This is a genomic window from Streptomyces sp. NBC_01635 (assembly GCF_045209715.1).
Classification (GTDB): Bacteria; Actinomycetota; Actinomycetes; order Streptomycetales; family Streptomycetaceae; genus Streptomyces; species Streptomyces hirsutus.
Genome location: NZ_CP109277.1, coordinates 2,961,285 through 2,982,097 on the forward strand (window position 1 = coordinate 2,961,285; position 20,813 = coordinate 2,982,097).

The following is a 20,813-nucleotide window of genomic DNA, read 5'->3' on the forward strand; positions in this document are numbered from 1 at the left end:
GACACGTACGGGGCCGGGGAGGCTCGGGGCCGTCCCCGCGGCTGCCGCGCCCCGCCCCCGTTCAGCGACCCCCCGCCCGGCCCCCCACAAGGGGCGGCGGCCCTCCCGGGCGCGCACGATGGCCATGAGGTCCGCCCCCCGGCGGCCCGCAGGACCGCGCACTCGGGAGGATCGCCGTGACCGCCAGGCTGGAGCAGTTGCGCCGCTGCCACTTCGCCGTCGACCTGGGAGCGGCCCGCACCCGGGTCTACGTCAAGGGCGCCGGTCTCGTCGTCGACCAGCCGTCCGCCGCCGCCGTGAACACCCGTACCGGCGCGCTGATCGCGGTCGGCGAGCTCGCGGAGCGGATGAAGGGACGGACGCCGAGCTACATCCGGGTCGTACGGCCCGTGTCGGGCGGCACCGTCGTCGACATCGACATGGCACAGCGCATGCTGCGGCATCTGCTCGGCGAACGGATCCGCCGCACGCTGCGCCGCCGGCCGGGCCTGCGCGCCGCGGCCTGCACGCCGCACGACGCCGATCCGCTGGCCCAGCGCGCCACGATCGAGACCCTGGTCGGACTGGGCGCCCGCCGGGTGGAGCTGGTCGACACGCTCATCGCCGCCGCCGTCGGCTGCGGGCTGCCCGTGGAACGTCCCGAAGCGACCATGATCCTGGTGTGCGGGGCGGCAACCACGCAGGTGGCCGTGCTCTCCCTCGGCTCGATCGTGACGGCCGAGCGCATGTCGGTCGGCGGTGACGCCGTGGACCACGCCATCGTCCAGCACCTGCGCCACCAGCACGAGCTGATGCTGCCGAGCCAGTCCGTACGGCCGTTGCAGCTGGCCCTGTCCGGCAACGGGCTCACTCCACACGGCCCGGAGTCGACGGAGATCCACGGCCGGGACGTCGCCACCGGCCTCCCCCGCTCGGTCAAGGTCGACACGGCCGCCGTGCGGCACGCCATCCAGACCCCGTTGACGGCGGTACTGGACGGGATCGGCAAAGTGCTGCGGGGCTGCCCGCCCGACCTGGTCGCCGACCTCGTCGACCGCGGGATCATGATGGTCGGCGGCAGCGCCCTGCTGCCGGGCCTCGACCAGATGCTGCGGCAGGCGACGGGCATGCCGGTGCACATCGCCGAACGGCCGGACGTGTGCGCCGTCCAGGGCCTGGGCGCCATGCTGGAGGGCAAGATCGCCCCCCTGGCACTGAACCCGCTGGCGACCTGAGCCCCCGGGCCGGCCGTACCCGTCATACCCGCCTACCCTCCGTACCCGCCGTGTCCGGATACCCGCCGTACCCGCCGTGTCCGGCCGGAATTCCGGCCGGTTCGACGACAAGGGGTGTGAGGCGCGGCAAACCGGGCAGGCGCATCCGCGAGCACTGCATGGACCGCGCACGTTCCGCCCTCCGGCATGTCCCGCATGCCCTGCCGCCCGGTCCACGGCGACCGAACCGTACGCCCGACGGCCCGCACGCGTACCGACAAGGCGGTGTCATGACCTCCGCGGCCCCACCCCCTTTCCCTGGACGACCTTTCCCGGGACGACACGACACCCTGGTCATCGGCGGGCGCATGGACGCGGACCGGGCGCTGCTCACCCCGCGCGGTGAACTGGTCCACGGCTGCGCGGACGCCCTCGCCCGGAAGCTGGCCCGGCTGCCCGCCCGCACGGCCCGGGTCGACCTGGACATGAGCGGGGTGCGCTTCATGGACACGGCGGGCCTGCGGTTCCTGGAGGTCCTGCGCGATCACGGCCGCCGGCGGTCGGTGCCGGTGACGGCCACCGGCTGGACCGGTCAGCCGCGCCGCATCCTGGCGCTCGTCGGCCTGGACACCACCGACCCGCTGCGCACTCCCGGCAGGGACCGCGCGCCGGCGCCCGCCACCGCCCCGGCGGTGGCGGGGGAGCCGGCGAAACGGCCGCCCTTACGGGAGGAGGCCGAGCTGCTCCGGGCCGCGATCGCCGCCCGGCCGGCCGTCGACCGGGCCCGCGGCCTCCTCATGGCCGCCCACGGCTGCGGCTCGGACACCGCCTGGCGCATCCTGCGCGAGGCCTCCCGGCTGTCCGGCGCCCCGCTGCGTACCGTCGCCGCGGCGGTGACCGCCGATGCCGACCGGGCGGGCCCCCGCCCTCCGGAGGAGGTACGGAAGGCCCTGGTCACAGCCCTCGCCCGCCACCTCCGCCCGCCCCGGGCCGGAACGGACCCGGAGGGGGCGGACCCGGGCACGCCCCACCGGTGAGCGCGCCGAGCGGTGTCACCAGGTCCGGAACGCCAGCACCACGTTGTGGCCGCCGAACCCGAAGGAATTGTTCAGGGCGGCGATACGCCCCTCGGGCAGCGGACGCGGCTCGTCGCGGACGATGTCCGCGGCCACCTCGGGGTCGACGGTGTCCAGGTTGACGGTCGGGGGCGCGAGCCGGTCCCGCAGCGCGAGGATCGCGGCGACGGACTCGACCCCGCCGGCCCCGCCCATCAGGTGGCCCGTCATGGACTTGGTGGCGGAGACCGCGAAGCGGTCGGTGTCGTCGCCGAACACCGTGCGCAGCGCGGTGATCTCGGCGACGTCCCCCATCGGGGTCGAGGTGGCGTGCGCGTTGACGTACACGATCTCGGCGGGTTTCAGGTCGTTCGCCTCCAGCAGGTTGCTCAGCGCGGCGGCGATGCCGCGGCCCGTCGGCTCGGGCCGGGTGATGTGGTGGCTGTCCGCGGAGAGCCCCTGCCCGACGGCCTCCGCGTACACGCGGGCGCCGCGCCGGGCCGCGTGCTCGGCCGCCTCGAGCACCAGGACGCCCGCGCCCTCGCCCATGACGAAGCCGTCCCGGTCGACGTCGTAGGGGCGGGAGGCCGCCTCCGGGTCGTCGTTGCGCTTGGACATCGCCATCATGTTGCCGAAGGCGGCCATGTTCAGCGAGCAGACGGCCGCCTCGGTGCCGCCCGCGAGGACGATGTCGGCGCGGCCGGTGCGGATCATCTCGATGGCGTAGCCGATGCCTTCGGCGCCCGTGGCGCAGGCGCTGACCGGACTGTGCACTCCGGCGCGGGCGTTGACGTCCCGGCCGACGGTGGCCGACGGCGTGCTGGCCATCATCATCTGCATCGCGTGCGGGGAAACCCCGCGCGGGCCCTGCTGCTTGAGCATCTCGTACTGGTCGAGCAGCGAGGTCATCCCTCCGATGGCGGAGGCGACGACCACGCCGAGCCGGTCCGGGTCCACCGGGGCGTCCGCGCCGGCCCGGCCGGTGAACCCGGCGTCGGCCCACGCCTCGCGCGCCGCGACGAGGGCGAACTGGGCCGCGCGGTCCAGCTTGCCGGTCTCGGAGGCGGGCAGCACCTCCCTCGGCTCCACGGCGGCCTCGGCGGCGATGCGCACCTGGACCTCGCGGGCCCAGTCGTGCCTCAGCGGGCGGACCCCGGAGCGGCCGGCCAGCAGCCCCCGCCAGGTGGAGGCGGCGTTCCCGCCGAGTGGTGTGGTGGCACCGAGACCGGTGACGACCACAGTGCGGTCAATCGCTGTCACTGGAACAACTCCACGTCTGGATACGGGTGTTACCGGTGCTGTGGTGACGGGTTCCGGCGGGCGGGGACGCCGCGGAAGGTGAGGGCGACGTTGTGCCCGCCGAACCCGGCCGAGTTCTTCACCGCGACGTTCCGCTCGCCCTCCAGCTTCCGCGGGCCGCCGTGCACGATGTCGACCGACAGGTCCTCGCCGAGCCGGGTGAAGTTGCGGGTCGGCGGCACGATGCCGTGGTGCAGGGAGAGCACGGTGGCGATCGACTCGATCGCGCCGGCCGCGCCCAGGCTGTGCCCGGTCATCGACTTGTTCGCCGAGACCGCGGGTCCCCGGCCTGCGTCCCCGAACACGGCCCGGATGCCGTGTCCCTCGGCCGCGTCGCCGGGGAGCGTGGCCGTGCCGTTGGCGTTCAGGTGGACCACCTCCTCGGGCCGGGCCCCGGCGTCGGCGAGCGAGTCCCGGATGGCCCTGGCGGTGCCGGCCCCGGCCGGGTCGGGCTGTACCATGTCGTAGGCGTCCGAGGAACTGCCCACGCCGGCGAGTTCGGCGTAGATCCGCGCGCCGCGCTCCCGTGCGTGCTCCTCGGACTCCAGGACGAGGATGCCCGACCCCTCGCCGAGCACCATTCCGTCGCGGTCCGCGTCGTACGGGCGGGACGCCGAGGCCGGGTCGTCCAGCCGCTTCGACAGGGCCCGCATCGACCCGAACGAGGCGAGGACCAGCGGGTGCAGCGGTGCCTCGGTGCCGCCGGCCACGACGACGTCCGCCTCGCCGCGGCGGATCAGCTCGGCCGCGGTGGCCAGCGCCTGCGTCCCGGAGGAGCAGGCGTTGACCGTGGCGTGCACTCCCGCCCGCGCGTTCACCAGCAGGGCGACGGCGGCCGCGGAGCCGTTGCCCATGGACATCGGCACCGTCAGCGGGGGCACCCGGTTCCAGCCCCGGCTCTTGAGCGCCTCCCAGCCGCTGATCATCGCGTTCATGTCGCCCAGGGCGGCCGACACGACCACGGCCACCCGGCGCGACCCCGCCGGGGCGCCGTCGAGGCCGGCGTCGTTCCAGGCCTCCGCGGCGGCCGTCACGGCGAGCTGGGCGGAACGGCTCAGCCGACGGCGCTGCTTGTGCTCGAGCGCGGGCCCGGGTTCGGCCTTCACCCGCCCGCCGAGCGCCGGGGGCATGTTTTTCGTCCAGTCCTCGTCGTCCAGCAGCCGGATGCCGTTCTCGCCGCGGAGCAGCGCCTCCCAGGTGGTGGCCACGTCACCGCCGAGCGCGGTGGTGGCGCCGACACCGGTGACGACGGTCTTCGGTTGCGGCCGGCCCGCGGACCGCGGTGCGCGCGTGTGCGTGGGCGTGGGCGTGTTCCCTTGCTGTGGTGTGTTCCCGTACGGGGGTGTGGTCCCGTGCTGAGGGGTTTCCCCTGGCATGGCTTCTCCTGTCAGGACGCGGGTGTGGTCGGTACGGGCGCGCCGGGGCCCGGGTCAGGACGACCGGGGCCGTTCCGCCCGCGCGAGCCGGTCGGCGAGCCGGCCGGAGTCCTTCTTGACCTGGCTGACCAGCACCTTGCGCAGCAGGGACTTCGGCATGATCCCGAAGTAGTCCCCGGGCTCCACGTCGAACGTCCAGTGCACGCCGGTGGTGCCGTCCGGGCGCTCGGTGTAGTCGTAGGTGCCGGTGTAGCCGAACGGCCCGTCCACCACGTGGAACCGGGACCGGCGGCCCGGCTCGTACGCGGTGATGTCGACGGTGAACGTCATCCGCTTGCCGATCAGCGCGAAGGTGATCTCGTACCGGCAGCCCTCGCGCGCGGCCCCGTTGAGCAGCTTGGTGTCCACGCAGCCGGCCTGCCACTCGGGGTCGCGGGCGGGGTCGGACAGCCAGGCGAAGGCCTCCTTCGGCGGCACCGGAAGGTCGAACTCGTACTCGGCCCTGAGGGATGCGGTGTTCATCGCTGGTGTGCTCCCATGTGCGGTGCGATCGCCTCGGCGGCGACGGCGGCGTGCGGCGGGTACATGACGGAGTTGTGGTCGCCCTGGACGTCGACGACCTGGAGCGATCCCTTGATCAGCGTGTCCCAGCCGAGCTTCGGCCCGTAGTCGACGGGTTCGTCCACGGCGCGGAGCAGCAGGAGTTCGAGGTCGTTCGGCTCGGGCAGATAGGTCTGCAGGGCGATGCCGTTGGCGAGGTACGCCTCGAAGTAGCGCAGGATCTGGTCGCGGTCCGCGTCCTCGGCGAGGACGCCGATGGCGGCGGCCCGGGCCAGGATGTGGTCGAACGCGGCGTCGCCGCCGAGTTCCCGCAGGTCCTCGGCGGGGATGTCGAGGCTCTTCCCGTAGGGCACCGCGAGGTCCCGCGCGAACCACGACAGGATCGTCGCGTCGTCCGCGGTCTCCGGGATGTTCTCCTCGATCGGGGCACGGCTGTCGATGGCGGCGAGGAGTTCGATCTCCTCGCCGGCGGCGCGCAGTTGGCCGGCCACCTCGTAGGCGATCACCCCGCCGAAGCACCAGCCGCCGAGGGCGTAGGGCCCGGTGGGCTGGATCTCCCTGAGGTACTCGATGTACCGGGCGGCCATCCCCTCGACGCTCACCTCGGCCTCGCCCGTGCTCTCGATGCCGGGCGCCTCCACCGCCAGGACCGCGCGGCCCGGCGGGAGGTGGCGGGTCAGCTCGACGTAGCAGAAGACGGTGCCGCCGAAGGGGTGGAACAGGAACAGCGGCCTGCTTCCCTCCTCCCCCTCGCGCAGGGTGACGACCGGGACGCGGGGGGTCTCCTGGCCGCCGCGCCGTACGGTCGTGGCCAGTTCGGCGATGGTGCCCTGCCGCAGCAGTTCGGAGATCGGGATCTCCACGTCCCATTCCTCGCGGATGGCGGCGCTGAGCCGCACGGCGAGCAGCGAATGGCCGCCCACGTCGAAGAAGTCGTCGTGCACGCCGACCTCGGGGATGCCGAGGATCTCCGTCCACATGCGGGCCAGCGTGATCTCCGTGGCGTCGCGCGGCTTCTCGAAGACGGCGTCCGAGGTGACCTCGGGCTCCGGCAGCCGGTTGCGGTCGATCTTCTTGTTGGCCGTCAGCGGGAGTTCGTCCAGGACGACGAGGATGCCCGGGACCATGTACGGGGGCAGCGACACGGCCGCCGCCTTCTTGATCGCGGCCGTACTCGGTCCGGTGCCGGGCTCGGTGCCGGGCTCGGTGCCGGGCTCGGGCACCACGTAGCCGACGAGCCGGTCGTCGCGGACCACCACGACGGCCGCGGAGACGCCGTCCACCGCCTGCAGCACGGCCTCGACCTCGGCGAGTTCGATGCGGTAGCCGCGCAGCTTGACCTGGTTGTCGAGGCGGCCGTGGTGCAACAGCCGGCCGTCGCTGGTCCAGCGGGCCCGGTCGCCGGTGCGGTACAGCCGCTGCCGCGGGGCGGCGGGCAGCCCGGTGACGAACCGTTCCGCGGTCAGCTCGGGCCGGTCCCAGTACCCGGCCGCGAGGCCCTCGCCGCCGATCCACAGCTCACCGGGGAAGCCCGGTTCGACGGCACGTCCCCGAGGATCCAGCACATACAGCCGCGTGTTGGCGAGGGGGCGGCCGATGTCGATGCCGGCGGCGGGGTCGACCAGGCCCTCGGTGGACCAGATGGTCGTCTCGGTCGGCCCGTACACGTTGCGCAGGCTCGCCACCCGGCCGGACAGGAACTCGGCCAGCTCCAGAGGCAGTTCCTCACCGCCGCAGAGGACGTTCAGCCGTGGGGAGCCGTCCCAGCCGGCGTCGCGCAGCATGCGCCACGAGGTGGGGGTGGCCTGCATCCAGGTCGCGCCGGATTCCTCGATGCGGACCGCGAGCCGGGCGCCGTCGGCGGCCGTGTCGCTGTCGCACACGATCACGCGCCCGCCGGCCACCAGGGGCATGAACAGTTCCAGCCCGGCGATGTCGAACGAGACGGTGGTGACGGCGAGCAGGCTGTCATCGGCGCCGAATCCGGTGGTGTCGCGCATCGACAGCAGCAGGTTGACCAGGGCGCGGTGCCCGATCGCCACGCCCTTGGGGCGGCCGGTGGAACCGGAGGTGTAGAGGATGTACGCCAGCCCCCTGCCGTCCGGGCCCGTCCCCTTCCTGTCCGGCGCCTCCCTGCCGGTCCCCTCCGCACCCGTCCGCTCCGCGCTTCCGGCGCCGGTGACGCCCGCCGCCAGGTCGTCCAGTCGCAGCACGGGAAGTCCGAGTCCGGGCAGCGTGTTCTCCCCCGTGCCGCGCTCACCGAGCAGCAGCCGCGCGCGGGAGTCCTCGGCCATGTAGGCGAGCCGCTCCACCGGCAGTTTGGGGTCCAGGGGCACGTAGGCGGCGTCGGCCTCCAGCACGCCGAGCAGGGCGGCCACCAGCGGGGCCCCGCGTTCCGCCATCACCGCGACCCGGTCGCCCGCGGTGATGCCCGCGGTGCGCAGGGCCGCCGCGACCTCCTCGGTCCGCGCCAGCAGCCGCGCGTAGCTCCACTCCTCGCCGTCGGCGACCAGGGCGGTCGCGTCGGGGGTGCGCCGGACCTGGTCCCGGAAGAGGTCCGGGAGCCTGGCGTCGGGCAGCGCGCGTACGGGGCCGGACCCCTGGGTGGCGAGCCGCGCCGACTGGCGCTCGTCGCCCCGGGCAAGGCTGTGCAGCGGTGCGTCCGGCTGCCGGACCAGGCTCTCCACGGTCGCGACGAAGGCGGCGGCCAGGTCGCGGGCCGTGCCCGGCTCGAAGAGGTCGGTGTTGTAGCGCAGGACACCCGCGAAGGCGCCGTCCCGCTCCCCGCCCATCTCGACCCACAGGTCCGTCTGGCCCTCCTGCTGCGGCACCGGGTAGGGCCGCAGGGTGGCGCCGGCGACGGCCAGTTCGGCGGTCCGGTCCGGGTCCAGCAGGAAGAAGGCGTCCATGTCGGTGAGGAACGGCAGCCGGTCCCAGGCGAATCCGGCCTGGTACAGCGGGGTACGGCTCGGGTCGCGGGGCGGCGCGAGTTCCCGGACCAGCCAGGGGAACGGCAGTTCCTGGGCCCGCATCGCCTCGAGCACCCGGGCCCGTACGGAGGCGAGCACCTCCCGGTACGTCGCGGTCTCCTCGACCTCGCCGCGCACGACGACGGTGTTGACGAAGTTGCCGAGCGCGTCGCGGTACTGGCGCTGCAGTCTGCCGGAGGTCGGGGTGCCGACCAGGACGTCGGACTGGCCGCTCAGCCGGCTCAGCAGCACGAAGTAGGCCGACAGCAGCACCATGTACGGCGTCGCCGCGGACTCGCGCGCCAACTCCCTCACGGTGTCGGTCGCTTCGGCCGACAGGGCGAACGGTGTCGAGCCGCCCTCGTACGTCGGGGCCGGCGGCCTGGGCCGGTCGCCGTACAGGTCGAGGCCGGGAGGCGCGCCGGCGAGCCGTGCCGCCTCGTCGGCGACCAGCGCGGCGGCCTTCCCGCCGGCCAGGAAGGTCCGCTGCTGCTCGGCGTAGGACGCGAAGGCGCCGCCGTCCAGGGTGAACTGCCCCTGTGTTCCCTCCAGTCGGGCACGGACCTCGCCGAGCAGCAGGGCCAGTGACCAGAAGTCGGCGGCGGCGTGGTGCAGCACGGCCGCGAACACCCAGGTGCGCTCGGCGGTCCGGTACAGGTGGATGCGCCACAGCGGCGGCCGGGACAGGTCGAACGGTGCGCGGGTGTCGGTCCTGACGCGGTCCCGCAGCGTCTTGGGGTCCGTGCCGCGGGCGTCGGTGTGCCGGATGTCGAGCGGCACGGACTCCTGGACCCGCTGCGCCGGCCCGTTCTCGCCGGGCTGGAAGCAGACGCGCAAGGCGTCGTGCTCGGTCATCAGGTCGCGGAGGATCTCCTCGGTCCGGTGGCCGAGTGCGGCGTCGGCGGTGACCTCGGCGCCGAACACGATGTGGTAGGCGGAGCACTGGGGGTCGGTCTCGTGGATGAACCAGAGACCGGCCTGCTGCGCGTTGGCGGGCGGCGGTGTGGCAGCCGCCGGGGATGCGGTGGTCATGGGGGTTCCGGTCGTCATCGCCGGCCGTCCGCGGTGGCCGGGACGGGCACGGTGTTCATCAGGTTCCAGAGCGCCTCGGAGAGGCTGTCGACCGTCGGGTGGTCCCACAGCAGGTCCACCGGCAGGTCGGAGAGCCCGCAGGCGTCCTCGATCTCCATGCCGACGGCGAGCGCCGCCATGGAGTCGAGGCCGTACGAGGTGAACGGCTGGTCGGTGGCCAGGTCGGCGGCGGGTACGCCGGCCTCGGCGGCGACCGCCTGGGCGAGGACGCGCTTCACGTCGTCGAGCGTCATGTCGGTGGTGTTCATCGCAGGTCGGGACCTTCCGGTGAGCAGGTGAGCAGGTGAGCAGGTGGATCGTGTGACGGGCGGTCGATCGCCCGGTGGGCGGCTGATCGTCCGGCGGGCGGCCGATCGTCCGGTGGGCGGGTGCCGGGTCAGGCGGCGGAGGCCGGCCGGTCCGCGCCGTGGTGCGCTTCGTGCGCGCCCGGGGCGGCCTGGCGCATGGTCCTGAGGGAGAAGAACTCGTGCTTCTCGCGCTGGGAGTTCATGCGGTCGAAGAGGGTGCGGGCGGTCCGGGGGTCGAGGTCGCCGACCTCGTACTGGTGGACCTGCTCACGGGCCAGGGCGGCCTCGAGCCAGGCCCCGTCGGCGAAGAACGCGTCGAGGTGGTCCCGGTTGTGGAGCCAGATCCCGAGGGCGGCGACCTTGGCGTGCAGGGCGCACAGGTCCTCCGCCAGCCTCATCAGCCGCGGCGGAGTGGTCTTGGCGGAGGCCGGCGACGTTGCCGCCGGCGCCCTGCGCAGGTCGTGGAAACGCGCGTAGAGCGCGTCGAGCCGTGCGCGCAGTTCCTCGGCCCGGGTCCGCAGTGCGGTGAGCCGTTCCTCGTCACAGCCGGCGTCGGGTGCGAGGCCGGCGAGACGGTCGATGAGCGCGGGGAGGCTGGCGAAGGTCGCGTCCCGGCCGCGGCCGAACACACTCACCCGGGCCGGCCGGAACGGGGACAGTTCGGCCCGCAGGTCGTACAGCGTGCTCCAGTCCTCGTCACGGGGCCGCTCGTGGGACTTGGCGAGGGCGGCCAGTTGCTGGGTGATGCTGTCCAGGCAGACCGGCTCGCTGCCGTCGAAGACGGACACGACGGCACCGTCGCGGAGCATCTTCTGGAAGATGCCGACGTGTTCCGCCGCCCGCATGTAGTACCGGGCGCCCAGCGTGCGGGCGAGCGCCTTGCCGGCGAAGTCGACGAGGCGGGCCACCTGGACCTTGGCGGCGTTGCCCCAGACGCTGAACTCCTCGGTGTACAGATGCAGTCCGCGCATCGCGACCAGGCTCTCGCACTCGGCGACCAGCAGGCTCAGGTAGGCGTTGGCGAGGGACTCGGTGACGTACGGGATCTCGCTCGCCGGCCCGTCGTACAGGGTCCGGCCGGAGAGGAAGCCGCCGACCGTGCGCAGCATGGTGTCACCCGTGCCGAGGGACAGGCCGGTGCACAGGGTGCGGGTGATCAGCAGGCCGCGCAAGGACAGTTCGAGCCCTTCCCCCTCGGCGCCCAGCCGGGCGGAGGCGTCCACCCGGGCGTCGTCGAAGGAGACTCCGCTGATGTCGCATCCGCGCAGGCCGTACGTGGGGACGCGGGGTACGCCGGTCACCTCGCCGGAGACGACGCGCGACCTGTCCACGAGGAACATGGACTGCTTGCGCTTGGCCGGCACGCCGTCGTCGCCCGTGGTGCCGAGGAGCACCACATGGGTCGAGGTCCGGCCCCGGTTGATGGGCCATTTCTCGCCGGTGAGGACGTACTGTCCGGCGTCCGGGGTGGCCACCAGTTCGTTGGCGGCCAGGTCGGCGCCGTGGCCGGGTTCCGAGTAGGCCAGGCAGGGGACGACCCCTCCGCGCAGCACCGTGCTCGCCCACTGGGCCCGCTGTCCGTCGTCGCCTCCGATCCAGGCGAGCATCATCCAGATCTGGGTGCTCTCGCTCACGGCCACGTTCATGTCGCGGCGGGCGATCACCCGGGTGAGCATCAGCAGTTCCTCGGTGCTCCGGAGGTCTCCGCCCAGCCAGTCGGGCACGAAGTACCGGTGAAATCCGAAAGCCCGCACCCGGCCGATCCCGTCGGCCGGCAATTCCTCACGTTCGTCGAGCTCCAGGCTCCGGGCGAAGGACAGGGAATTCACCTCCACATCGGGGTCGCCCAGCCACTCCTCCAGCGCTTCGGCCGGAGCGGCAGCATCGATCGGACGCTTTTCCGGTTCGTCGGAGAGGGTACCTGCAAGCTGCTTTTCGGACACGAATTCGCGCATGGAGCACTCCATTTCAGCGCATGACAAAGACGAAGTCGGCACCGGCCGGCCCTTTCCACGGAATACGTCAGGGATCAGCCGGCGACTTCCGATGGATTTCGGCCGTGCGGGAATCGGCCCGGGGCGGCGCGCAGCACGGCGTTGTGCCGCGGCACCGGATCGGGCGAAAAGGGCACCGCCGTCCGGACCGCACAGGGGTACCGGACGCGGGCACCAGAAAAAGGGCAGGTCACCGACATCGTTCGGACGCCGGCGCCGGCGTCATCTACGGCAACAGCCGAACAGAATGCGGTTCACTCGAACGTCCCCCGTGACGTATGTGTGTGTCTCGGCGGGAGTCGGCCGGAATCTCGTCCGGTCGCCCCTCCCCGAGATCTCCCCCGTAGTGGTTGCACATTCGACAACCTGCCGCCGCCCTGGGCGGCTTCGCTCTACGTCAGGACTCTAACATTCACAAGCCTTGCCGGTTTGTGATGCCCGTCACTATTTTACGCTCCCTTTGCGCGAATATTCGATCAGGTCGGAACTTTAAATTCCGTTCACCGCAAATGAAGGACGCACGAATTCCACTTCACCTGCCTTTCGCTTCGGTTGAATTGGCAATTGACACGGATTCAAAAATCACCCGCCCCAGCGGTTCCCTGTCGGCACGCAAGACGCCCGGCCGGGGTGTCCCGGCCGGGCGTCGGCGTCACGTCGGTGCCGCCGTGCGGCGACAGTGGGTCGAGAGCGGATCAGGAGGGCGCGCCCACCGGCACGTCCGGCCGCAGCTCGCCGTCCTCGTCGAGGTCCGGCGGGATCGTCGACAGCGCGCTCGCGTGGAGGTCCTTGGTCCGCAGCATCAGGAAACCGATGAGCGCGGCGATGAACCCGAGGATCGCGCAGAGGGTCATGGCGCCGTGGAACGCGGTCATGAACGCGTCCCGTCCGGCGGCGACCACCTGCTCCTGGAGCGCACCCGCGTTCGCGGCGACCGCGTCGAACGCGCCGGCGCTGATGCCGTGGGCGGCTTCCTCGGCGGCGGCATCACCCATCTGCTGTCCGACCGCCGACGCGGCGAACTCGTCGGCCACGCGGTTCTGGAAGAAGGCGCCCACACCCGCGATCCCGACAGCGACACCGACCTGCTGGAAGGTCTCGTTGATGCCGGACGCGACACCGGACTTGGCCGGTTCGGCGACGCCGATGGCCAGCGCCGCCCGGGTCGGGTTGAAGGCGCCCATGCCGAAGCCGGCGATGATCAGGGCCGGCAGGAGCACGGTCCAGGCCGAGTCGACCTCCGCCAGGTTGAGGAAGAGCAGGCCGATCGCCATGACGAGGGTGGAGCCGCCGAGCAGGATCCGGAAGGGGACCTTGCCGATGAGTCCGCCGCCGATCGCGCCGGCCACGAACATCGCGGCCGTCAGCGGCAGGAACCGCAGCCCCGCGTCCCAGGCGTCCATGCCCAGCATGTTCTGGAGGTAGCTGGTCTCGAAGAACACCGACGGCAGGGCGCCCGCGTTGCCGATCATGGCGACGAGGGAGATGCCGACGAAGGTGCGGTTGCGGAAGAACGCCAGGTCGATCATCGCGCGCTCGCCCAGGCGCCGCTCGATGAACAGGAACACCACCAGGAAGACGGCGCTGGCCGCGTACAGGCCGAGCGTGTTGACGCTGGTCCAGCCCTCCTCGGGCGCCCGGATGGTGGCGAACACCAGGGCCCCGAGCGCGATACTGAAGGTGATCAGTCCGGCCCAGTCGGTGGGATGGGCCCGCCGGTTGAGCGACTCGCGCACCCGCAGCGCGCCGACGAGGACGGCGAGGATGCCGACCGGCACGTTGATGTAGAAGATCCAGCGCCAGGACAGCGAGCTGGTCAGCGAACCGCCGATGAGCGGTCCGGCGGCGACGGCGACACCGACGGCGGCACCGAACACGGTGAAGGCGGTGGCCCGCTCCTTGCCGTGGAACTCGTGGCTGAGCATGGCCGGGCCGACCGCGAACATGACGGCCGCGCCGACGCCCTGCACGGCGCGGTAGAGGCTCAGCGCGGTGGCGTCACCGGCCAGGCCGCAGGCGAGCGAGGCGATGGTGAAGATGACGAAGCCCACCTGGAAGAGCCGCTTGCGGCCGAGCCGGTCGGCGAGTGAGCCCGCTGCCACCAGGAAGATCGCGAGGGTGAGGGCGTAGGCGTCGAACACCCACTGCAGGTCGGCGAAGCTGCTGTCCAGGGACTCGTGGATCGCCGGCAGCGCGACGGCCACCACGCTCAGATCGAGCATCAGCATGAACGTGCCCAACGCGACGATCCCCAGGGTCCACCACCTTGCGGGCGATGGTGCGCGTTCTGCGGACATGACGGGGACTCTCCTATCAACCGGATTCATCGATGATGGAAAAATAGATGATTGGAAAGTCGAGGTCAACCGCAGTCACGGTGAGTGACGAGGATCCGGCCGCCCCCGCACCGCACCGCGGCAGGACCCACACGCGGTCACGGACGGACGGCGGGGAAGCGGAGGGAACCGGCGGAGGGAACCGGCGGACGGACGAGGACAGACGAAGGGCGGAGGGAGGGCGGACGAAAGGGAGGGAGGGCAGACGAAGGGGACCGGCGGGCAAACGAAAGCGGGCGGACCCCCAAGGGCCCGCCCGCACCACCGCCAACGCCAACGCCACCGGCGCCGCCGCCGTCAACTCACCTCCGTGCCACCCGTTCCGGTCAGTCGGAACAGACGGACGCGGGCCAGCGGCCCGCCAGCATCCGGTCGAGCATCCTGCGCATCACTTCGCGCTCGTCGTCGTCGAGCGCGCCGAAGAACGCCGTCTCGACCTCGGTGACCACACTGTCCACCGCCGCCAGCGCCGCACGGCCGGCGTCGGTGAGGATCAGGTTGTACCGCCGCCGGTCGGCGGGGTTGCGCCGCCGCTCGACGTGCTGGTTGCGCTCCATCTCGTCGATGACCGTCACGACCGTGGTCGGGTCGAGGTTGAGCAGCCGGCTCAGGTCCTGCTGGGAGAGCTCGGGCCCTCCGGCCAGCGAGGCCAGCACGAAGAAGTACCTGCTGCGCATGCCGACCGTCTCCAGGGCCTTCTCCACGTCCTCGAGCAGCAGCAGCGCCGCCTTGTGGAGCAGGTATCCGGGACGCTCGGCGATGAAGAAGTCCTCGCGTGGCCGCAGTGGTGCCCCGTCCCGCTCGGCATTGCCGCCACTGCGCGTCATGGGCCGACTCCCTTCAACCATACGAAACGTCCACCATCGAAGATACCAACGCTTCGGAGAGCCGGAACATGCCCGCGCAGCTCCGGGCAGCGGACCCGGCTTCCGGTGAGCGCGGTTCAGGAGGGCGGACGACAGCGGGACCGGTCAGCTGCCGGCAGCGGGACCGGCGCCGCACCCACCGCCCGGTGCCCCGGCGAAGCGTGGGCAGCTCCAGGTCGGCACGGCGCCTTACCTCGGTCACCGTGTATGTCGGCTGGAGCGTCGGCGCAGCGTGAAGACGCAGGCGAGCATGCCGAGGCCCCAGGCGATCAGAAGGGCGCCCCAGAGCGGCATGGTCACCTCTGGAATGAGAAGGCGGATCTTGACGTTCGCGCGGTTCTCGAAGATGAAGATCAGAGCGATCACGGTGATCAGAAAGAACGGTGCGAAGCGGCGGACACCAGGGCGGGAGAAGAACGGCGTGTGTTCCCTGTGGTGTGTGCTGGTCCGAGTCATGGGATGCCTCTCAATCACACGTTGCCCCTGGATCCAGCATCCTCTTCCACCCTGCGGCCCGCTGCTGAAGCGACCGCAGCCCCTGCGCGGCGCCGCTCGCCGCGGTCGGGCCGCGCCGCATACAAGCCGTGCCGGGCCCCGCCTGGGAGTGGGACGTCGAGCGGCTCTCGGCGAGTCTCGTCATCGCGGGCCGGGCAAACGGCGTCGACGACGCCGAGCGCGCCCGCATCGTGAGCTCCACGGTGCGTTCGTACCGCGGGGCCGTGATCCGCTTCGCACTGCCGCGGCGTAGGGGACCGCCCCTCTCGCACCAGGGCGACTCCCGCCCGGAGTGACTCCGCCGACCTCGGTCCACCAACCGGTTGACCTCCATGGCGGGTCACGGGTCGTCCTCCGGGGCAGCTGGGACGATGCGCGCATGGCACCAGGAACAGGCACTGCCGAGAGTTCGGCAACGACGCGCATCGTCCTGCCGACCCTCGCGGCCGGGCAGTTCCTGATGGCGCTCGACAGCTCGGTCATGAACGTCTCGATCGCGACGGTGGCCGAAGACCTGGGCACGACGGTGACGGGTATCCAGGGCGCCATCACGGCCTACACCCTCGTGATGGCGATGTTCATGATCCTCGGCGGCAAGGTAGGGGCGCTGATCGGCCGCAAACGCGCGTTCATGATCGGCTGCCTCATCTACGGCTGCGGCTCCCTCACCACGGCGCTCGCGCCGAACCTGCCCGTGCTGCTGCTCGGCTGGTCGCTCCTCGAGGGAATCGGGGCGGCACTCATCCTGCCCGCGATCGTGGCGCTCGTGGCGAGCAACTTCGCCGCTGAACGCCGTCCGGCCGCCTACGGTCTCGTCGCGGCCGCAGGGGCTGTGGCGATCGCGGCCGGGCCGCTCATCGGAGGTGTCGCGACGACGTACTTCTCCTGGCGGTGGGTCTTCGCCGGTGAGGTCGTGATAGTGCTCGGCATCCTGGTGCTCGCCGGCCGCGTCGCTGACGCGCCGATCGGCGAACGCCCTCGCATCGATCTCGTCGGTGCCGTGCTGTCCTCGCTCGGGCTCGGGATCTTCGTCTACGGCGTACTCCGCTCGGACGAATGGGGCTGGTTCCAGCCGAAGCCCGACGCGCCCTCGTGGCTCGGGGTTTCGCTGGTCGTGTGGCTGATGCTGGCCGGTCTGCTGCTGGTCTGGCTCTTCCTCCGCTGGGAGGCCCGCAGGGTGGAGCGGCGCAGGGAACCACTCATCGACCCGGCCATGCTGCACAACAGGCAGCTCACCGGCGGGCTGACGATGTTCTTCTTCCAGTACCTCGTTCAGATGGGCGTGTTCTTCGTCGTACCGCTCTACCTGTCGGTCGCCCTGGGTCTGTCCGCGCTCACGACTGGCGCCCGCATCCTGCCGCTCTCCTTGACGCTGCTGGCGGCCGCCGTCCTGATCCCCCGCTTCTTCCCGAACGTCTCGCCTCGGCGGGTGGTGCGGCTCGGGGTCCTCGCGTTGCTCGCGGGCGCGGTGGTCCTGATGGCCGCGCTCGACGCGGACGCCGGCGCGGAAATCGTCACCCTCCCCCTCCTGCTGATCGGATTCGGCATGGGCGCGCTGGCGTCCCAGCTCGGGTCGGTCACCGTGTCCGCGGTGCCCGAAGCACAGAGCGCCGAGGTCGGCGGCGTCCAGAACGCCGTCACCAACCTCGGCGCCTCGATCGGTACGGCACTCGCCGGGTCGCTCATGATCGCCGCGCTGACGGCTTCCTTCCTCACCAGCGTGGACCAGAATCCGGCGATCCCGGCCGAGGTCAAGAGCCAGGCGACCGTCGAACTCCAGAGCGGCGCACCCTTCCTGTCGGACGCCCAGCTCAAGTCCGCCCTCGACGAAGCGGGCACGAGCACGGAGGTGGCTCAGGCGGCACTCGACGCGAACACCGACGCCAGGATCGACGGTCTGCGCGCCGCACTCGCCATCCTCGCCTTCACCGCTCTCCTCGCGATGTTCTTCACCTCACGGATCCCGAAGACCCAGCCCCGTTCGACGGAGCCATAGTCGCGGGACGGCTGGAACCAAGCCGTCCCGGCCCGGATCGGCCCGGATCGGACCCGCGAGAGATCACAGAGCTGGGCCGGAAGGCCGACTCGGAACTGGGGGGTCCGCCGTCGGACGAAACCCCTGGCGTCCGTGGCCGCGAGGCGCCGGCACGCGCCGGAGTGCACCGTCGACATCACGCCGAGGCCGAAGCCGCGTGTGGCACAGCCTGCCCGTGAAGGGAGGCCACGTCGTCCGAGGGGATCGACCCGCAGTACGCGGAGCTGGTGGCGGTGTGGAAACGCACACGACAGCCGGGCTCTCGTGGCCCTCGGGAAGCACGCCCTGTGCGGGGGTCTGCACCTGCTGGTTCTCGACGTCGGATGAGTGAGCGTAACCATGCATGGGTGAGTGTCGTTGTCAGGGCGTGAATCTGACGGAGTGGGCGAAGACACAGGGCGTGCATCCGCAGACCGCGTATCGCTGGTTCCGTGAGGGGACGTTGCCGGTACCGGCTCAGCGGGTCGGGCCACGCACGATCCTGGTGAACATCGACGCGAACACCACGCCCGAGACCACTGGCGGTCTGGGGCTGTATGCCCGCGTGTCCTCACACGGTCAGAAGACCGATCTGGAACGCCAGGTCGCTCGGCTGTCGGCGTGGGCGGCGAGGGCCGGCCACCGGGTCGTTCGCGTGGAGGCGGAGATCGCTTCAGGGATGAACGGCTGCCGCTCCAAGGCCCGGCACTTGCTGGCCGACCCGCAGGTGACCTGCGTGGTGGTGGAGCACAAGGACCGGCTCGGCCGGATGAACGTCGAACTCATCGAGGCCGCCCTGTCCGCGACGGACCGTCGCCTGCTGGTGCTGGAGGACGGCGAGGTCGAAGACGACCTGGTGCGCGACATGGCGGAGGTGCTGACCTCGTACTGCGCCCGCCTGTACGGGCGCAGGTCGGCGAAGAACCGCGCCCGCAAGGCACTGGAGGCCGCCGAACATGGCTGACCTCCGTTCGATCTCCGCGCCGTTCGTCGCTCTGGGCCCGTCCGGTGTGGCGGTACGTACCCGGCTCAAGGACCTCGCACCCGAGGACGAGAAGGTGCTGCGCCTGGTGGGTGCGCACCTGGGCTCGCTCGCCGCGAAGGACCTCAAGACCCGTTGTCGTGACGGTTTGGAGCACTCCACGGATACATGGGCGGCCCGGAAACGGGAGCTGACCGCCCAGTCGTCGTCCAGGTGGGCCGGCGCGATCACGAAGGCCACGCACGATCAGTGGGCGCTCGCCCGGCGCGGCCAGGCCGCGCACGTCCAGTGCCTCGAAGCCGGGCTCACGACGATCCGGCACCGGCTGTCGCTCCCGGTCGAACAGAAAGGCACCAAGCGGGCTCCGGGCGGCTACCGCTCCGCGCACGAGTGGTTTCACAAAGCACGCCGCCTGCATGTGCTCAAGGACCGGCTCGAGAAGGTTCGGGCCGACCGGGAAGCGGGTCGGGTGCATGTCGTGCGGGGCGGTAAACATCTGCTGGGCACCCGTCACCACCTCGAGCAAGCGCAGCTCACCAAGAACGAGTGGCACGAACGCTGGGAAGCCTCACGCTGGTTCCTCCAGGCCGACGGCGAGTCGGGGAAAAGGTTCGGCAACGAGACGATCCGCCTCACGCCCGAGGGTGAAGTATCGATCAAGCTCCCGGCCCCGCTCGCCCAGTCGTCCAACGCCAAACACGGCCGGTACGTACTCGCGGCGAAGGTGCGGTTCGCGCACCGGGGGCAGGAGTGGACCGACCGGGTGGAGGCAAACCGCGCGGTCGCCTACCGCATCCACTACGACGTGCAGCGCGAACGCTGGTACCTGACCGCCTCCTGGCACCACCCGGTCACCAGGACCGTCCCCATGGCCACGGCCCTGGCTCGGGGTGTGATCGGCGTGGACACCAACGCCGACCACCTCGCCGCCTGGCGCCTCGACACTCACGGCAACCCGATCGGCCGGCCGCGCCGGTTCTCCTACGACCTGTCCGGTACCGCTCAGCACCGCGATGCCCAGGTGCGACACGCCCTCACGCGGCTGCTGAACTGGGCCAAGACCTGCGGCGTCCAGGCCATCGCGGTCGAAGACCTCGACTTCTCCGCCGAGAAAACCAGAGAGAAGCACGGGCGCAAGCGCCGATTCCGGCAGCTCGTCTCCCGCATGCCGACCGGTAGGCTCCGCGCCCGGCTGACCTCCATGGCCGACGCCACCGGTATCGCGATCATCGCCGTGGACCCGGCCTACACCAGCAAGTGGGGCGCCCAGCACTGGCAGCGCCCCATGACATCGAACGAGCGCAAGACCACCCGGCACGATGCGGCGAGCATCGCGATCGGGCGACGCGCCCAAGGGCACCCGATCCGGCGACGGACGACACCGCCCCGTGCACACCGGAGCGATGTGCACGGGCATCGGATCATCCAGGCCGACCGGCGTGCCCCTGGGCGTGAGGGACCCCGCCCCCGCATTCCCGGACCACGGACACGATCCGTGTCGCCGGACGCGGAGCGTACGCGGGCGACCAGGACATCCACCACCGTTCGGGATGTCCGCAGTGACCGGGAATGGGTCCAGGACTCACTCCTGCTCACTGATCAGGAACGGTTCGTGATCCCGTGCAAGTCCTGACCCACCCAGCGGCGCAACACACCCCCAGGTTGAACCCGCGGGCCCCGGCCGAGGGCCTCCACAGACTCGAAAACCCCCTCCGTCTGGAGGGGGCTGACGTCCGGTGGCCGGCCAGAGGGTTTCTGCACGCGTAGTGCTTGGTGGGGCGGGTGGGACTCGAACCCACGGCCGACGGATTATGAGTCCTTTGAGGATCTTGGCAATCCTTGCCGATCAACGCTCATCCTTGACGTTTTCGCAGGTCAGATGGGGCTATCCATGTGAGTGCTTCTCAGCCCTTGTCAGTCTGTTCCTGCCCTTGCGGCCTCAACTCGGCCTCAATGAGGCCCGACAGGATCGCGCTGAAGACGAAAAGGACGATCGCGCCAGCTGAAAGACGGGATTCGAACCCACGCGCAGTGGACTTCCAACGCGCAGAGGCTCCACTCCGGGGTGCCGGGTGGGCCTGGCGCACGATGCCCTGCGCCGACAACAGCGCGACAAGCTCCCGGTCGGCCCGCTCACCGAGCACCGAGCACCCAGCACCCAGCACCCAGCACCCGCGATTGGCGCGGAACAGGGCCACGTCGTCCATGTTCGAATCCCAGCCCACGTGGTCCCGCCCTAGCTGGTCCTGCTCTGGATTGACGTAGCTCGCCCCGGTCGGTGACGGACGAGGAGG

Annotated in this window: 15 protein-coding genes and 1 pseudogene; 6 read left to right on the forward strand and 10 right to left on the reverse strand. The window is 71.4% G+C overall.

What is annotated here, in order from left to right:
* Positions 1–176 precede the first annotated feature (176 nt).
* Both OHB56_RS13995 and OHB56_RS14000 read left to right on the forward strand, forming a co-directional pair.
* Entirely contained in the window at positions 177–1,214 is a 1,038-nt protein-coding gene (locus tag OHB56_RS13995) for a rod shape-determining protein (protein WP_406353573.1), read from the forward strand.
* A gap of 347 nt (positions 1,215–1,561) precedes the next feature.
* A complete protein-coding gene (locus tag OHB56_RS14000) occupies positions 1,562–2,230 on the forward strand; it encodes an ANTAR domain-containing protein (protein WP_326752584.1) in 669 nt (222 codons plus the stop codon).
* A gap of 15 nt (positions 2,231–2,245) precedes the next feature.
* On the opposite strand, the gene OHB56_RS14005 is transcribed toward OHB56_RS14000, so the two are convergent.
* The 9 genes from OHB56_RS14005 to OHB56_RS14045 all read right to left on the reverse strand — a co-directional run bounded on the left by OHB56_RS14005 (position 2,246) and on the right by OHB56_RS14045 (position 15,484).
* Positions 2,246–3,508 carry a beta-ketoacyl-[acyl-carrier-protein] synthase family protein gene (locus OHB56_RS14005; protein WP_406353575.1) on the reverse strand — a complete coding sequence of 421 codons (1,263 nt, stop codon included), beginning with the start codon at positions 3,506–3,508 and terminating at the stop codon, positions 2,246–2,248.
* 29 nt (positions 3,509–3,537) lie between these two features.
* Positions 3,538–4,923: a beta-ketoacyl-[acyl-carrier-protein] synthase family protein gene (locus OHB56_RS14010; protein ID WP_406353577.1), complete on the reverse strand. Its 1,386-nt coding sequence runs from the start codon at positions 4,921–4,923 to the stop codon at positions 3,538–3,540.
* A 54-nt stretch (positions 4,924–4,977) separates the two neighbouring features.
* A complete protein-coding gene (locus OHB56_RS14015; protein WP_406353578.1) occupies positions 4,978–5,445 on the reverse strand; it encodes an SRPBCC family protein in 468 nt (155 codons plus the stop codon).
* On the reverse strand, positions 5,442–9,485 hold the full coding sequence (locus OHB56_RS14020) for a non-ribosomal peptide synthetase (protein WP_406353580.1): 4,044 nt from the start codon (positions 9,483–9,485) through the stop codon (positions 5,442–5,444). Before OHB56_RS14020 ends, OHB56_RS14015 begins: the two co-directional genes overlap by 4 nt.
* Before the next feature lie 14 nt (positions 9,486–9,499).
* Entirely contained in the window at positions 9,500–9,793 is a 294-nt protein-coding gene (locus OHB56_RS14025) for an acyl carrier protein (RefSeq protein WP_326752588.1), read from the reverse strand.
* A gap of 128 nt (positions 9,794–9,921) precedes the next feature.
* Positions 9,922–11,787, reverse strand: a complete 1,866-nt coding sequence (locus tag OHB56_RS14030; protein WP_406353582.1) for an acyl-CoA dehydrogenase — start codon at positions 11,785–11,787, stop codon at positions 9,922–9,924.
* Positions 11,788–12,521: 734 nt separating this feature from the next.
* On the reverse strand, positions 12,522–14,123 hold the full coding sequence (locus tag OHB56_RS14035; protein WP_406353584.1) for an MFS transporter: 1,602 nt from the start codon (positions 14,121–14,123) through the stop codon (positions 12,522–12,524).
* 365 nt (positions 14,124–14,488) lie between these two features.
* On the reverse strand, positions 14,489–14,989 hold the full coding sequence (locus OHB56_RS14040; RefSeq protein WP_355886191.1) for a MarR family winged helix-turn-helix transcriptional regulator: 501 nt from the start codon (positions 14,987–14,989) through the stop codon (positions 14,489–14,491).
* A gap of 237 nt (positions 14,990–15,226) precedes the next feature.
* Positions 15,227–15,484: a hypothetical protein gene (locus OHB56_RS14045; RefSeq protein ID WP_406353587.1), complete on the reverse strand. Its 258-nt coding sequence runs from the start codon at positions 15,482–15,484 to the stop codon at positions 15,227–15,229.
* Positions 15,485–15,606: 122 nt separating this feature from the next.
* Here OHB56_RS14045 and OHB56_RS14050 point away from each other — a divergent pair.
* The 4 genes and pseudogenes from OHB56_RS14050 to OHB56_RS14065 all read left to right on the forward strand — a co-directional run.
* Positions 15,607–15,762: pseudogene (locus OHB56_RS14050) on the forward strand (DUF2252 family protein); the annotation flags it as partial.
* A gap of 140 nt (positions 15,763–15,902) precedes the next feature.
* Positions 15,903–17,519: an MFS transporter gene (locus OHB56_RS14055; protein ID WP_406353589.1), complete on the forward strand. Its 1,617-nt coding sequence runs from the start codon at positions 15,903–15,905 to the stop codon at positions 17,517–17,519.
* A gap of 406 nt (positions 17,520–17,925) precedes the next feature.
* The gene (locus tag OHB56_RS14060; protein WP_406353591.1) at positions 17,926–18,501 is read left to right on the forward strand and encodes an IS607 family transposase; all 576 of its coding nucleotides are present in this window, start codon (positions 17,926–17,928) and stop codon (positions 18,499–18,501) included.
* The gene (locus OHB56_RS14065; RefSeq protein WP_406353593.1) at positions 18,494–20,152 is read left to right on the forward strand and encodes an IS200/IS605 family accessory protein TnpB-related protein; all 1,659 of its coding nucleotides are present in this window, start codon (positions 18,494–18,496) and stop codon (positions 20,150–20,152) included. Before OHB56_RS14060 ends, OHB56_RS14065 begins: the two co-directional genes overlap by 8 nt.
* Before the next feature lie 271 nt (positions 20,153–20,423).
* Here OHB56_RS14065 and OHB56_RS14070 read toward each other — a convergent pair whose 3' ends face one another.
* The gene (locus OHB56_RS14070) at positions 20,424–20,726 is read right to left on the reverse strand and encodes a hypothetical protein (protein WP_406353595.1); all 303 of its coding nucleotides are present in this window, start codon (positions 20,724–20,726) and stop codon (positions 20,424–20,426) included.
* Between the last annotated feature and the right edge of the window lie 87 nt (positions 20,727–20,813).